The 14459-nt window shown below is 67.2% G+C and carries 12 protein-coding genes; 7 read left to right on the forward strand and 5 right to left on the reverse strand.

Annotated features, from left to right (window positions below; genetic code table 11):
- The first annotated feature begins 123 nt into the window (after positions 1-123).
- Genes A5622_RS09030 through A5622_RS09055 form a run of 6 tightly spaced genes read left to right on the forward strand, consistent with a single transcriptional unit; the run spans position 124 to position 7545 of the window.
- Positions 124-1734 carry an SMP-30/gluconolactonase/LRE family protein gene (locus A5622_RS09030; protein WP_066877968.1) on the forward strand — a complete coding sequence of 537 codons (1611 nt, stop codon included), beginning with the start codon at positions 124-126 and terminating at the stop codon, positions 1732-1734.
- Complete coding sequence (locus A5622_RS09035) at positions 1734-2474, forward strand: GntR family transcriptional regulator (protein ID WP_066865372.1); 741 nt, start codon at positions 1734-1736, stop codon at positions 2472-2474. Before A5622_RS09030 ends, A5622_RS09035 begins: the two co-directional genes overlap by 1 nt.
- 21 nt (positions 2475-2495) lie before the next feature.
- Entirely contained in the window at positions 2496-4109 is a 1614-nt protein-coding gene (locus tag A5622_RS09040; RefSeq protein WP_066877972.1) for an AMP-binding protein, read from the forward strand.
- Complete coding sequence (locus A5622_RS09045; RefSeq protein WP_082972061.1) at positions 4102-4884, forward strand: SDR family NAD(P)-dependent oxidoreductase; 783 nt, start codon at positions 4102-4104, stop codon at positions 4882-4884. The genes A5622_RS09040 and A5622_RS09045 overlap by 8 nt, the downstream gene beginning before the upstream one ends.
- A complete protein-coding gene (locus A5622_RS09050; protein ID WP_197499411.1) occupies positions 4881-6353 on the forward strand; it encodes a long-chain fatty acid--CoA ligase in 1473 nt (490 codons plus the stop codon). The genes A5622_RS09045 and A5622_RS09050 overlap by 4 nt, the downstream gene beginning before the upstream one ends.
- Positions 6354-6384: 31 nt before the next feature.
- Entirely contained in the window at positions 6385-7545 is a 1161-nt protein-coding gene (locus A5622_RS09055; RefSeq protein WP_066871316.1) for an NDMA-dependent alcohol dehydrogenase, read from the forward strand.
- A 27-nt stretch (positions 7546-7572) separates the two neighbouring features.
- Here A5622_RS09055 and A5622_RS09060 read toward each other — a convergent pair whose 3' ends face one another.
- A complete protein-coding gene (locus A5622_RS09060; RefSeq protein WP_066877975.1) occupies positions 7573-8055 on the reverse strand; it encodes an SRPBCC family protein in 483 nt (160 codons plus the stop codon).
- A gap of 116 nt (positions 8056-8171) precedes the next feature.
- Here A5622_RS09060 and A5622_RS09065 point away from each other — a divergent pair, with 116 nt between their 5' ends.
- On the forward strand, positions 8172-8396 hold the full coding sequence (locus A5622_RS09065; RefSeq protein ID WP_066877977.1) for a hypothetical protein: 225 nt from the start codon (positions 8172-8174) through the stop codon (positions 8394-8396).
- Between the two features lie 115 nt (positions 8397-8511).
- Here the strand turns inward: A5622_RS09065 and A5622_RS09070 are convergent, their stop codons facing one another.
- From A5622_RS09070 to A5622_RS09085, 4 genes are all read right to left on the reverse strand, one after another.
- On the reverse strand, positions 8512-10830 hold the full coding sequence (locus A5622_RS09070; RefSeq protein WP_066871325.1) for a hypothetical protein: 2319 nt from the start codon (positions 10828-10830) through the stop codon (positions 8512-8514).
- Between the two features lie 66 nt (positions 10831-10896).
- The gene (locus A5622_RS09075; RefSeq protein ID WP_066877979.1) at positions 10897-11235 is read right to left on the reverse strand and encodes a hypothetical protein; all 339 of its coding nucleotides are present in this window, start codon (positions 11233-11235) and stop codon (positions 10897-10899) included.
- A gap of 114 nt (positions 11236-11349) precedes the next feature.
- Entirely contained in the window at positions 11350-12621 is a 1272-nt protein-coding gene (locus A5622_RS09080; RefSeq protein WP_066877981.1) for a serine/threonine protein kinase, read from the reverse strand.
- Between the two features lie 21 nt (positions 12622-12642).
- Complete coding sequence (locus A5622_RS09085; protein ID WP_231997950.1) at positions 12643-14163, reverse strand: S8 family peptidase; 1521 nt, start codon at positions 14161-14163, stop codon at positions 12643-12645.
- Positions 14164-14459 lie beyond the last annotated feature (296 nt).

Consider the following 14459-nt stretch of genomic DNA (forward strand, 5'->3'; position numbering starts at 1 on the left):
CACTATTCCGATCGGTGGACTTCGCTGTCAAGGTCGGTTCGCCGCGCTTTGGCGGCTATTGTCTGGACTAGGAGGAATTGATAGCGTCCAGCCAAACGGCTGACGGAAGGACCTCGGCGAGCCATGCCCATCTCAACGCAGCCATCGCGGTACCCAGTGGCGCATCGCATCGACGTCGCCGAGGGCTGGGAGCTCGAACGGGTCACCGCGCCCAGCCGGCTCTTCGGAGCCAACGGTCTGCGCACCGGCCCGGACGGTCGCATCTACATCGCCCAGGTGACCGGCAGCCAGATCAGCGCGCTGGACCACCGCACCGGGGAACTGGTGACCGCCAGCCCCAAGGGCGGCGACATCGTGGCGCCCGACGACGTCGCGTTCGACGCCGCCGGCAACCTCTACGCCACCGAGGTGATGGACGGCCGGGTCAGCGTGCGCGACACCGGCGGCCGAACGCGCGTCCTGCGCGACGACGTGCCGTCGGCCAACGGGATCACCTTTTATCGGGACCGGTTGTTCATCGGTGAATGCCGTGAAGGCGGACGGCTGCTGGAATTCGACCTGGCTGGCGGGCCACCACGGGTGCTCTTGGAGAACGTGCCCTCACCGAACGCGATGGAGGTCGGCCCGGACGGGCTGCTGTACTTCCCGGTGATGGGGGCCAACGAAATCTGGCGCGTCGACCCCGACGGGGGCGAACCGCAATGCGTGGCAACCGGTCTCGGTGTGCCCGATTCGGTCAAGTTCGACACCCAGGGCCACATCGTCTCGACGCAGGTGGCAACCGGACAGGTGCAGCGCATCGATCCGCGCAGCGGCGAACAGCGCCTGATCGCCCAGCTGAACCCGGGGCTGGACAACTGCACCTTCGTCGGCGATCGGTTGTTCGTTTCCAACTTCACCGGCGAGATCACCGAGATATCACCGGACGGCACAACGCAATCCGTACTGGCGGGCGGCCTCAACTGGCCGCTTGATCTGGCGGTGGGCCACGACGGGCAGCTCTACATCGCCGACGGCACGTACTTCTACGTCGCCCTGCCCGACGGGTCCCTGCACACCGCCGGGATGTTGTTCAGCCCCGGATACCCCGGATTCCTGCGCGGCATTGCGGCGAGCGGGCCCGGTGAGTTCGTCGTGACGACCTCCGGCGGCCAAGTCGGCCGGTATCGGCCGGAGGCCAACGAAACGGATGTGCTCGCAGACGGTTTCGACCAGCTCTACGGTGTGGCCCTGAGCCCGGGCGGTGTGGTGTTCGCCGAGCTGGGCACCGGGCGGGTGCTGTCATGGAAGTCCGGCGGCGTCGAGGTGCTGGCGACCGGGCTGCGCGACCCGGTCGGCGTCGCGATCGGCGCGGACGGGTCCGCCCTGGTGGCGGAGGCCGGAGCCGGCCGGGTGGTGCGGGTGAACGGCTCGAGCCCCGACACGGTCGTCGCCGATCTGCGACGGCCCCAGGGCATTCTGGTCCGCGGAGAAGTGCTCTACGTCGTCGACGCCGGCGCCAAGGAGCTGGTCGCGTTCGACCTGAGCACCAACGCGCGGCGAACCATCGCATCCGGTCTGCCGGTTGGTCCCCCGCCGGGTGTGACGCCCAAACCGCTGCGCGGGATGCCGCCGTTCTCCGGGCCGCAGGGCCCGTTCGCCGGCATCACCGCCGCGGGCGACGGGACGCTGTACGTCTCGGCCGACGGCGACGGCAGCGTGCTGGCCTTGCGCCCGACCCCGGGCGGTCCCTGATGCCCCAGGCCGTGGCCGGCGACCACCGCTACCTCCAGATCGCGCGCACGCTGCGCAAGGAGATCGTCGACGGCGTCTACCCGGTGGGGTCGCAATTGCCCACCGAACACCAGCTGTGCGAGCGCTTCGCGGTGAGCCGCTACACCATCCGCGAGGCACTGCGCCGGCTGCGCGAGGACAATCTGGTCGCATCCCGGCCGAGGGCGGGCACCCGGGTGGTACCCCGGCCGGCGTCGAGTTCCTATGCCCAGGACGCGCTGTCGATCGACGACCTGCTCGCGTTCGCTGCCGGCGCGCAACTGACCATCGAATCCAACGCGATGGTGACGATCGATGACGAGCTCGCCGCTCGCACCGGTCTCGAGGCCGGCTCCCAGTGGTTGTCGGTGCGCGGTTATCGGCAGGCCGACGGCGCGTCGGTGCCGATGTGCCGAACGGAGTACTACATCAACCGCAGTTTCGCCGCCGTCGGCAGGCTGCTGCAGCGCCACGTCGGCCCGATCTTTCCGTTGATCGAGGATCTGTTCGGCGTGAGCGTCGCCCAGTTGCACCAGGAGATCGCCGCCGTCCTGCTGTCACCCGAACTGGCCGACGGACTCGGTGCGGAAGCGGGGACGGCCGCGCTGCAGATGCGGCGCACCTACACGACCTCCGACGGTGAGGTGGCCCAGGTGACGATCAACACCCACCTGTCGTCGAGGTTTCGGTACGCGATGACCATGCGTCGCGTCGATGAATAGGCCGCCCCGGATGAGGCCGCGGTGAGGGCCCACGCGCCCTATGCGTCGGAGGCATACCGGCGCGGCTTATGGGTGCACACCACGCTGGCTGACGCGCTGCGCGCGGCCGCCCAGGCCTCTCCCCGGCGAATCACCTTGGTGGACGGCGATACTCGGGTGGACTGCGCCACGCTCTACGCCCAGGCCAACGCGCTCGCGGTCGCCCTGTCGGCGCGCATGCCGACGGGCAGCGTCGTGTCGTTCATGCTGCCGAACTGGCACGAGTCCGCCGTCATCTACCTGGGCGCAACCCTCGCCGGGATGGTGGTGAACCCGATCCTGCCGTCGCTGCGCGACCACGACCTGCGCTTCATCCTCGACGATGCCGGCACCGCACTGCTTTTCGTCCCGCAAAACTACGGCGGCCACGACTACGCGGCGATGATCGAACGCGTGACGACGCCAATGAGCAGCGCGCCGGAGGTGGTGGTGCTGCGCGGTGACGCCGGTCCGCACACACCGTACGGGTCACTGCTGCAGCAGCCGCCCTCCGACGCCGCTGCGCTGCCGGCGCTGGATCCCGACTCCGTGCGCATGGTGCTCTACACGTCGGGCACCACGAGTCGCCCTAAAGGCGTGCTGCACACCCATAACTCAATGCACGCGCTGATCTGCCAGATCCGCGAACATTGGATGATCGCGCCGGGTGACACCTTCCTGGTGCCATCGCCGGTCGCCCACATCGGCGGCTCGATATACGCCTTCGAATGCCCACTGCTGCTGGGCACCACCGCGGTGTTGATGGACCGGTGGAACGCCGCGGAGGCGGTCACGCTGATGGACTCGCAGCGGTGTACCCACATGGCCGGTGCGACGCCGTTTCTGCAGCAGCTGCTGTCGGCCGCCGAGCGCGCCGGCACCCGTCTGCCGGACCTGAAGGTGTTCATCTGCGGCGGCGCGTCGGTGTCGCCGTCGTTGATCCGCCGCGCCGCAGGGTATTTCGATCGCGCGGTGATCACCCGGGTGTACGGCTGCACGGAAGTGCCCGTCGCGACCGTCGGTGCTCCCCGGCCCGACGAGGCCGGTGCCGCGGCGGACACCGACGGCCGGCCCGGGATCGCCGAGATCAAGCTCGTCGCCCATGAGACCGCGCCCACCGGTGACGGGGAGATCTGTGTGCGCGGCCCGCAGATGCTGCACGGTTATCTTCATCCCGAGGATGGCGCCGAATCTTTCGATGCCGCAGGCTTTTTCCGCACCGGCGATCTCGGACGCTGGGTCTCATCCGGTTCGCAAGACGAGTACCTGGTGGTGACCGGCCGCGCCAAGGACGTCATCATCCGCAGCGGCGAAAACATTTCGGCCAAGGAGGTCGAGGACCTGCTCGCCGACCATCCGGGCATCGCCGAGATCGCGGTCGTCGGGCTGCCCGACGACCGTACCGGAGAGCGGGCCTGTGCGGTGATCGTTCCCACCGGTGTGGCGACCCCGGATGTCGCGAGTTTGCTTGCGCTGTTGGTGAGCAAGGGCGTCGCCAAATTCAAGGCGCCCGAACAGGTCGTGATCTGGGATGCCCTGCCGAAGAACGACGCGGGCAAGGTTCTCAAGCATCGGATCCGCGCGGCCTTGGCGCAGGAGTTGACGAAGGATGGGTGAGATGCAGGTCGCAATCGTCACTGGCGCGAGCAGCGGTATCGGCTTGGGGTGCGCGACGAAGCTCGCCGAGATGGGCATGGCGGTCCTCGGCACCGGCCGCGACGAAGGTCGGCTGGCCGAACTGGCAAGGGCGGTCGGTGATCCGGATCGCGTCGCAACGCTGGCGGTCGACCTGACCGACGACGACGCGCCGGGCCGCATCGTGGACCTCGCGGTCGACCGGTGGGGCCACATCGACTTCCTGATCAACAACGCCGGAGTCGGTAGCCCCAAGCCGCTGCACGAGACCGACGACGAAACCCTGGACTACTTCCTGGGTTTGATGCTGCGGGCACCGTTTCGGCTGGCGCGCGACGTGTTGCCACACATGGGACCCGGGTCGGCGATCATCAACGTCACCTCGACCTTCGCCGTCGTCGGCGGCCTGCGCGGCGGCGCGTATTCGGCCGCCAAGGGCGGCCTGACCGCGCTGACCACCCACATCGCCTGTCAGTACGGCGCGTCCGGCATTCGCTGCAACGCCGTCGCCCCCGGGGTGACGGTGACGCCGATGGTGGAGAAGCGCTTGGAGGACGAGCGATTCCGCAAGATCAACACCGAGATGACGCCGCATCAGCGGTTGGGCCGCATCGACGACATCGCCAGCACGGTCGCCTTTCTGTGTTCGTCGGGTGGCAGTTTCATCAACGGCCAGACGATCGTCGTCGACGGCGGCTGGAGCTCGACGAAGTACCTCTCCGAGTTCGGGCTGTCGTCGCGGTGGACCGAGCAATGAATCTGTTCGCCATGCTCGACCAGGCCGCGAGCCGGTTCCCCGACCGCGGCGCGCTGTACGTCGGGGAACGCCGGGTGTGCACCTGGATCGAGTTGCGGGACCGGGCGTTACGGCTGGCCGCGTCGATCCGCGGGCAGCACGGCGCGGGCGCTCGTGTCGCGATCGCGGCCCACAACCGCCCCGAGATCGTCGAGCTGATGTTCGCGATCTGGGCGGCCGAATGTGTCGTCGTCCCGATCAACTACAAGCTGCACCCGCGCGAGATGGCGCAGATCCTCGAGGACGCCGGCGCCGCTAGGGTATTCGCGTCGTCGGCCATCGGTGCCGAGCTCGCCCCGATGACCGCGGCGCCCACGGAAATCCTTGATTCCGAGGACTATTCGCGGCGGTTCGTCGTCGCCCCGGCGCGGCCGCCGCGCACGGACCCCTCGGCGCTGGCGTGGCTGTTCTACACCAGCGGAACCACCGGCCGGTCGAAGGGGGCGATGCTCTCGCACCGCAACCTCACGGCGATGACGGTCGCCCACCTCGCCGACATCGACGATCCGGACGAGAACTGCAGCCTGGTGCATGCCGCGCCGATGTCGCACGGCTCGGGACTTTACATCCTGCCGTACACGCTGCGCGGTGCGCGGCAAATCCTGCCCGCCTCGGGCGCATTCGATCCCGACGAGTTCCTCGACCTCTGCGCACACCACCCGGGCGCCAGCGCGTTCCTGGCGCCGACGATGGTGCAACGGCTGGTGGATACGGGCCGCGGCCGCCCGGCCAATCTGCGGACGATCGTCTACGGCGGCGGACCCATGTACGTCGAAAGCCTGCGCAAGGCGATCACGGCATTCGGTCCGATCTTCGCGCAGATCTACGGGCAGGGCGAATCACCGATGACCATCACCGGACTGCGCCGCGCCGATCACGAGTCGGACGACGACGCGATCCTGGGATCGGTCGGGTATGCGCGGTCGGGCATGGAGGTCGCGGTGCTGCGCGCCGACGGCAGCCCGGCGCCCGTCGGCGAGATCGGCGAAATCGTCTGCCGCGGCGACGCGGTCATGTCCGGATACTGGCACAACGACGAGGCGACCCGCAGCGCGCTCAACGACGGCTGGCTCTACACCGGCGATATGGGTTCGTTCGATGGGCGCGGTTACCTCACCCTGCGGGATCGGTCGAAGGACGTCGTCATCAGCGGCGGCAGCAACATCTACCCGCGGGAGGTCGAGGAGGTGCTGCTCGAGCATCCCGGCGTCGCCGAGGCGTGCGTGGTGGGCACCCCCGACGAGGAGTGGGGTGAGGTGGTGGTGGCGTTCATCGTCGGCGCGGTCGAACCCGCGGCGCTGGACGCCCATCTGCTGGAGCGCATCGCCCGCTTCAAACGGCCCAAGCGTTACGAATTCGTCGACGAGTTACCGAAGAACAGCTACGGCAAGGTGCTCAAGCGTGAACTACGGGCGAGCCTGGCGCGCTGAGCCCCGCCACGCCACGAAAGGGAGGTCGCAAATGAAATGTCGTGCCGCTGTCATCCGCGGGGTCGGCCAGGATTGGGAGATCCGCGAGATCGAGCTGGACCCGCCGCACGCGGGTGAAGTCATGGTCCGGATGGCTGTCGCCGGAATCTGCCACTCCGACGACCATCTGTTCACCGGCGACGTGGTCCCGACGGCCGAGGCGATCGCCGCCAGCGGCCAGCCGGCGCCGGACTGGTTCCCGCTGCTCGGCGGGCACGAGGGTGCCGGTGTCGTCGAAGAGGTGGGGTCCGGCGTGACGTCGGTGCGGCCGGGGGACCATGTGGCGCTTTCGTTCATTCCGGCGTGCGGCAGTTGCCGCTTCTGCGTGAACGGCCAGAGCTACATCTGCGACATCGGGGCGAGCCTGTTCGTCCGGGAGATGCCGACCGACGGAACCTGCCGGCGGCACCTGGGCGACGAAGACTTGCTGGCCTACGGGCAACTCGGCACGTTCGCCGAATATGCGGTGCTCTCGGAGAGGTCGGTCATCAAGATCGACGACGCGATCCCGTTCCATGCCGCTTCGCTCGTCTCGTGCGGGGTCAGCACCGGCTGGGGCTCCGCGACGGTCTCGGCGGGCACCGAACCGGGCGACACCGTCGTCGTCCTCGGCGCCGGTGGTGTCGGGATGAACGCCCTGCAAGGGGCGCGCGCCGTGGGTGCGAAGTACGTCGTCGCGGTGGATCCGGTTGACTCCAAGCGGGATTCGGCCAAGATCTTCGGCGCCACCCACACCGCCGCCTCCGCGCAGGACGCGATACCGCTGGTCAACGAGATCACCGCGGGGCTGATGGCGGACCGCGTCGTCGTCTGCCCCGGCGTGGTGCATGTCGACTTGCTGCCGCTGGCGATGGCGCTGCTGCGCAAGGGCGGGGTCTGCGTGCTCACCGGCATCACCCCGTTCACCGAACCGCCGGTTCCGCTGGTGCTGCAGGAGATGACGCTGTCGGCCAAACAACTGCGCGGCGCGCTGTACGGCGGGATGAATCCGCGCACCAGCGTGCCGATGCTGTTGTCGCTGTATCAGGCCGGCGCGGTGAAACTCGACGAGTTGGTCACCCGCCACTATCGGCTCGACCAGATCAACGAGGCGATGGCAGACCTGCGCGAGGGCCGCAACATTCGCGGCGTCATCGATTTCGCCGGCGTATGACCACGGGCGCGGACTCGTCCCAGCGGCTCAACCGGACTCGAAGTGCCCGCGGATGCCGGCAAGCATCTTGACGTGCGCCTTGACCGCTTCGCGGATGGTCACCCCGGCCAACAGCCGCGGGGCGGTGATCGAAATCCGCTCGGTGATCCGGGTGCCGCCGTCGACCGGATCGAAACTCACCGTGCCGCGCAACCGGACCCCGGGTGACTGGTCGGCCTCGGTCAGCACGTCGCCGCTGACGGGCACCCGCAGCCGGGCGTGATACCCGGTGCGAATGGTGAACGGCCCCAATGGGATCCGGTCGACGACGCGGTAGGCCTGCTGATAGCCGTCGGGGGTTTCGCTGCGGGACACCGTTTCCACGGACACGATCAGCGGATGCACCAGCTTGATGTTGTCCAGATCCACGTAGAAGCCGCGGACGGCGTCGGGTGGCGCGGGCACGTGTTCGCTCAGTGTCCGATCGGCGTGGACGAACACCAACGACCGTGCCCGCGAATGTAACGTCACGGCGACATTCTGCCGGTTTGTTCGCCGTGGCGTTACGCTCGGCGCGGGTCAGCGCCAAGCCGACCGCACGTAACGGTCTATTCCCTCACTTGCGGAATTGACCTAACGTGTCAGGAATGGAGGCAGATGTAACTCCGGAGTCGGTGTCGGTCGAGAACTTGCACTCGGGCGACCCGATCACCGATTGTGGTCAGCGGTACATAGTTCTCGAATCGAAATCCTTCAGCGATAGCTGCGTGGTGCTCGAGCTGGAGTCCAGGGTGGATCACCAGCTGCAGGTCATCGAGAAGTCCTTCCCGATGGGATACCAGGTAGGCAGGGCGAGCCACCGAATCCTGTAGCGAATTCCCGTCGCCCGAATATTGCGCGAGTAGCCGGTCGACGGCTACCGCGCTTTCGTGTTTTCGGGCTTCAGATTTCGCGGAGTGGCCGGATGTCGTTGCGATCCTCGCCCGTTCACTGGAAGGCGATGACGTGGGCCAGGCCATCCTTGTCGATGACGACGCACTGGTTAGGAAAGCCGAAATGGTCGCTCACGGCGCCGCCGGGCGGGAACAGGGCCTCCGAAATAGGTGACAGTTCCCAGGATTGGGTTTGGCCGCTGAAGGTGTACTGCATGACGCGGCCGTCGTTGTCGACGGCGAAGCCGACCACCTCACTGTTGTTGCTGGCCAGCGCAGCCACGGGCCGAGCGGTCGTGGGGAAGCTCGCCCCCGCGAGCACGTCGATTCGCGGGGAGTCGAACTCGGTCTTGGCCCGCATCGAGATCACCGTGAGCGCACCGGCGGCGTTGACGGCGAAGGCACTCCTCAGCGGCGCGAGCACCGGCTGCGGGGCACCGGGCGGCCGGAAAGTCACCCCTGCCAGGTCGCTGATGAATGCGCCCTGGGCATAGGCACCCGGCGGGGTCACCGGCTGGGTCGCCCAGCCCTGGTTGGGCGCGCGGAAGATGCCGGTCAATCGGCCCTGGGTGTCCACACAGAAGGCGGTCTGAACATCGAAGACGGTCGGCTTGCTGATTCGGGCGCCCGGCGGGAATGCCGGCGCGCCGACAACCGGACGCACGGACGGCGGCGCCGGGGTTTCGCTGATCACAACCTCCATCAGGGTTCCGTTTGCGTCGATGGCCAGTGTCGACAAGGTGCCGGCGGCGACCTCCATCGGCATGGTCATCGGCTGGCCGGCGACGAACTTCGCCCCGGCGACCGCCTGGATGGTGGCCTGGCCGAACGGCTGGGCCGCCGGCAACCAGATCACCTTGAGCACACCGTCGGCGTTCACGGTCAGGCACACCGAGACGAACGGGCGGGTGACGTGACCGCCGGGCGCGAACCCGCCCCCGCCGAGCTGGGCGATCTGGTTCGGTGACTGCCCGCGCGGCGCCCACACGACGGTGAGCGCGCCGTTCACATCGACGGCCAGCAGCCCGTCGTCGGTGGCGTCGAGTTCGGTGATCTGGTTGGCGAAGCCGCCCGGATGGAAGCTGGCCCCGGAGACGGTCGACAGGGCCTGGCCGTTAACCGGCAGCACCGTCATCCGGCCCTGGTTGTCCACCACGACACCGTTGGGGCTGACATAGGCGTCGACGGGGAACATCGCGCCCTTGGTGTCGATCGTGCTCGTCTTCCAGCCCGGGCCCGGCGGGGTCACCGGCGCCGGCGGTGCCGGGGCACGGGTGAAGATGATGGGCTGCGGCTCGGTCAGCGGCGGTGTGCATTTCTGCGGGTCGAAAAATTGGGGCGAGTCGAATTGGCCCTTCGACAGCCGCACCGCGTGGTCGATCACCGCGTTGATCAGCGCGGTGTAACTCGCCGACGCGGCGGCCAGCACGGCGTTGGGAGGAAGGCCGGTGAAGAATTGGGGGTTCGTCCGGGCGAAATCTGCGTCGTTGCGGGATTGGATGTAGCGCATCTTGTGGTCGCGGGCGTCGGCGAGGGCGGCCCGGAAGTCGTCGCGCTCCTCGGGAGTAGGCAGGGGCAGGGGCAGCGTGTCGTAGGTGGCCACCTCGGTTTCGAACGCGACCGGGTTGTCCTTGGCGATCTGCGGGAATTGGTGGTAGCGCGCGGCAATCTCGTCGATGGTGACCGTCGGGGAGATGGTCTCTCCGCTCCCGGCGCGTTGATACATCGTCGCGGTGTATTCCGATCGGGTCGCGGCGCTGGTGTTGGCGGTGTTGAACTGTGCTTTGAAGTCCGCCGAGGCGACCAGCATGTCGGCCGCGGCGTTCAGTGAGGTCGCCAGGTTCGTCTGGGTCACCGTCGACTGGGAGGTGATGCGGATGACCGCGTAGAACTCGCCTCCGGTCTGCAGGCCGCGCACGAAGCTGTCGCCGAACGCGCGGGTGAAGGTATCTTCACCCTCACTCGTGTTCAGCAAAGCTGCGGCATCCGGTTTGACAACGAAGTTTTGGCCGCGGGTCAACGGATTCTTCACCACGCATCGAGCAAGTAGGAACGTCGAGGTCGAGTTGATGTTGGTTTGCTCGGAGAAGCTGGCTTTGGCTGAGGCTGAGAAGAACTCGTAGCGGCCTTGCAGAGAAAAGGACATCGACATCTTGTCCATGAGTTCTTCCTGCGAGTTGACGATGGTGATCTCCGCAGTTACTTCCTGACCGGAGGCGGCCGGATCGGCGCCGACGGTGAAACCTTGCAGGGCGGTGCCCACGGCCTGGCCGGTATGGCTGTTGAATCCCATGCCGATCGATTCGTTGTGAAATGCCAGCGTCCGGATCTGGTCGATCGGTGTTGCGGCGGCGGTGGTTTCAGAACTGGTCATGAATACTCCTGGTGGGTGAACTGAAAGTGAGGCGTGGCCGGCGTCGTCGGATGTCGTGCCGGTGAACTAGGGCTGCGCGGCGACCGAGCATTCGCCGACGATGACGTTGCCCAGATCGATCGGGCCGGATCCATTGATAACCAGGCTCATCCGATAGTCGCCCGCGGGCAGGTTGAACGTCAGCGACCGCATCGCGCTCTGCCCAGGCAGCAGCGGATCGCACGACAGTGATTGGCTGTCGCCGCTGCCCTGATCATCGAGGTCGAAGATGTCCTGGTAGTCGGTGGAGGTGTCGGCGCCGACATTCTTTTCCTGCCAGAAGACGGTGAAATCGCCGCCAGCGCAGGGATTTACCGGATCGGTGACGAAGGTGACCTGCTGGTCGAAAACGATGGTTGCGGGCACGGCTGTCGCCTTTCGGGGCTTGCAATTCGCCAGCGGTTGGCGTGCTGGTTGCCCTCGATGCTGTCCGCACCCGCACTTCGGTCGATAGCGTAGTGCGCTACTCGGTTCGGGCTCTCAGGCGGACAGACCGGCGGCATCCAGGACCGCCCAGAGCACCTCGGGATGGCGGATGTCACTGTGCGCGCCGCTGAACGCCGACTGGTTGGCGCAGATGATCTGGTTGCTGTCCAGCGCGTAGAACTTGCCGGACTCAAACCCGTATCGTGAGCCCACTGGCGCCAGTGGCACCTTGATGGGGGCGGGGTCGCGCTGATATCCGTCGTGGCCCATCGCTCCCCACCGGTAGGTCAGGTCGGCCGCGGACTCGCTGTCTTGGCGGCTGAGCATGCTCGCCGTCGGATACCACCATCCGACGGCGCGGTCGGCGGCGGTGAACGTCGACAGCAACGGACCGTCGACCCGGTCGCCATAGCCGGATAGGGCACCGGAGCGGCCCGGGTCGAACGGCAGGGTGTCGGCGAAGCTGAAGTGGGAGAACGCGCCCTGGATCAGGGTCAGCGACTTCACCGGACTGTTTTCGCCGGTATGCCCGTCGCCGAGGCCGGCCAACGCGTAGGACACCAGCCGCGCGCCAAAGCTGTGGCCCATCAAATGAATCCGCAGCGTGGCGTCACGCTGTGCCAGGTCGGCCAGCAGTGGGCCCAACCCCTGTTGACCGACCACACCGGCCCGGTTTTTCATCTCGTAATAGCTCAGGGTGCGCAACACCTCCCGGGCTCCCGACCACATGGTCGTGAACGGATTGGCGCCGCCCATGGCGCCGCTCGCGGCCTTCGGCGCCATCGCGCCGGCGTAGGACAGCACGGTGGCAGTGGGATCCTGGAGGAACGCGTTTTCGCCGAGGTCCTCCACCGCGTTCGACTGCGTTGTCACCAAAGCGCCGGCCAGCGTGTGGAATTGGCTCAGCTTGTCCGGGTCCTGCGGCTTTTGGTCCAGCAGCGCGCCCATCGTGGTCAGGTCCTGCTGTTGCTCGGGGAAAGCCGGACTCAGGGCGGTCGCCAGTTCGGCGCCGGTGGATGGTACCGGCTTGGCGGTGACGGGATCGTCGTCGGGGAATAGCAATGAGGGCCAGATGATTCCGGCTGCGGCGCTGGTGGCGGTCCGGGCCCCCAGCTGGTCTGCGAGCAGCCCGAACATCGCCGCGTACAGGTCGCGGGCGGAGTCGACGCCGTTGTTCCATCCGTGAGAGAACACGAACAGGTCGGTGATGCCGCCGGCGGCGATCACCTCCGGCAGGCCGCCGGCACCGGCGCCGGTGGCTGTGTTGAGGCTGCCGTCGGCGTTGAAATCGACTTCGTAGTAAGGCAATCCGTGGATGGTTGTCATGGCGTTGAACCTCGGCTTCGGCTAGACGTTGGACAGGGCGCGCATGAGGTCGATCAGACCGGCGCCCTGGTAGAACTCGTGGCGGCCCAAATCGGTGGCGCTGTCCATGAGTAGTTGCTTGATCAGTTGCGGCTGTCCGATGTATTCGGTGCGGGCCGACATGAACGCCGCGATCGCCCCCGACACGTGCGCGGCGGCCATCGATGTTCCGCTGTCTTCGCGGTAGCGGGCCAGGTGCTTGGGGTTGTGCGGCTCCAGAACGTCCACGCCGGCAACGAACGAACCTGTCGCGGCCGAGGTAATGCGCTCACCGGGAGCCACCAGGTCCGGCTTCTTTCGCCCATCCAGCGTCGGGCCTTTGGAGGAATCGAAGCTGACGCCGTAGGTGTGCGGCTTGTAGCGATGCACCGAGCCCACCGTGATCGCCGAGGCGGCGTTGCCCGGGTCGGTGATAGTGGACAGTTGGCCCCGGACATCGTTGCTGGGTCCGCTCAGCGTTCCGGCCGCACCGGCGTTGCCCGCACTCACCACGACCGCCACCCCGGTGGCGGCGAGCAGATCGAGCTCTCGGCAGATCGGGCTTTGACCGGCCGCGCAGTCCGAGGGCGGCCAATCCGAACCCAGCGAAAGATTCACACCGTGGATTTGGATGCTGCGGCCGCCGGAGTTGACGCGGCGCACCCAGTCGATCGCGTCGAGCACCGCGCTGGACACCGTATTTCCGTCGTCGTCAAGCACTTTCAGGCTGACCAGCTTGGCCTGCGGGGCCACCCCGCTCAACACGGTTCCCGGGTCCAGGGTGCGCAGGGCCCACCGCGGCAGGTCTTGATCGGTCGGTTCATTGGATGCGATCAGCAGTTCGTCGTGGTCGGGCGCCACGCCGGCGATGATGCCGGCAATGTGTGTGCCATGCCCGTGCACGTCGGTCAACGGCCCACCGCGTGTGGTGTTGCCGATGGTGAAGTCGCGGTGCCACTGCTTTACCAGCGGGTCGGTGAGGTTGCCGTAGCGGGCGAAGTGCGGATGCCGGGCGTCGATGCCGGAATCCAGCACCGCCCACACGATGCCGTTGCCGGCGCAGCCGTAGGTGCGCACGGCGGCATCGGCTTTGACCGTGGTGACCGAGCGGTCCAGGTGGCCCCGCAGCACATAGTCGGGCCAGATGCGGTAGATCGACGGGACTCCGTGCGGTGAGCGGCTTTCCGCGGCCGCAACGTCGGCGGCGGCCAGGGCCCGCATCTGATCGGTGGTCAGCACGCATCGCCAGTAGTGTCGGGCCACCAACGTCGGCGCGGGCGGTGCCGTGGGCCCCGAAAACACGGTCCGCCACAGGTTTCGGAACCGATCGTTCACAGCCTTCGCGTTGTCTCCGGGGTTGAACCGCAACTCGAGGAGGACCATGCGTGTGGTGACCTTCGTGTCGTCGTCGACATGCGTCACCGTCATCGTCGCCTGCTGAGGCGTCAGCTGCTCTGGCGTCTGCACCGCCATCGGACTGATCAACGAATTGGTCGGCACCCGACCGGCCTCACCGGCTTCCATCGCCGCACCCCGCTATCGCAACGACGTTCCGTCGGATGGACATCGCTCCTCCTCTCACCGGCCGGTCGCCCCGAAACACCTGAGCGGCGATACCGCCCGCCACGGCGACTCCCATACCGCCGGTGATCCTTGTCTAGCAGGTCGATCGCCCTCACAAGCAACTTTGCATCCAAGCCCGCAAAGCCATAGCGACACCAGCGCCGAGATCGGCACCGCGGCATGACGCTATCGGCGGTGATTGACCGATCTCGATCATCGTCCGGTCCGGGGCCGGTTTCACGGGTAGTCGACTACTC

This window comes from Mycobacterium sp. 1245801.1 (assembly GCF_001673055.1).
Classification (GTDB): Bacteria; Actinomycetota; Actinomycetes; order Mycobacteriales; family Mycobacteriaceae; genus Mycobacterium; species Mycobacterium europaeum_A.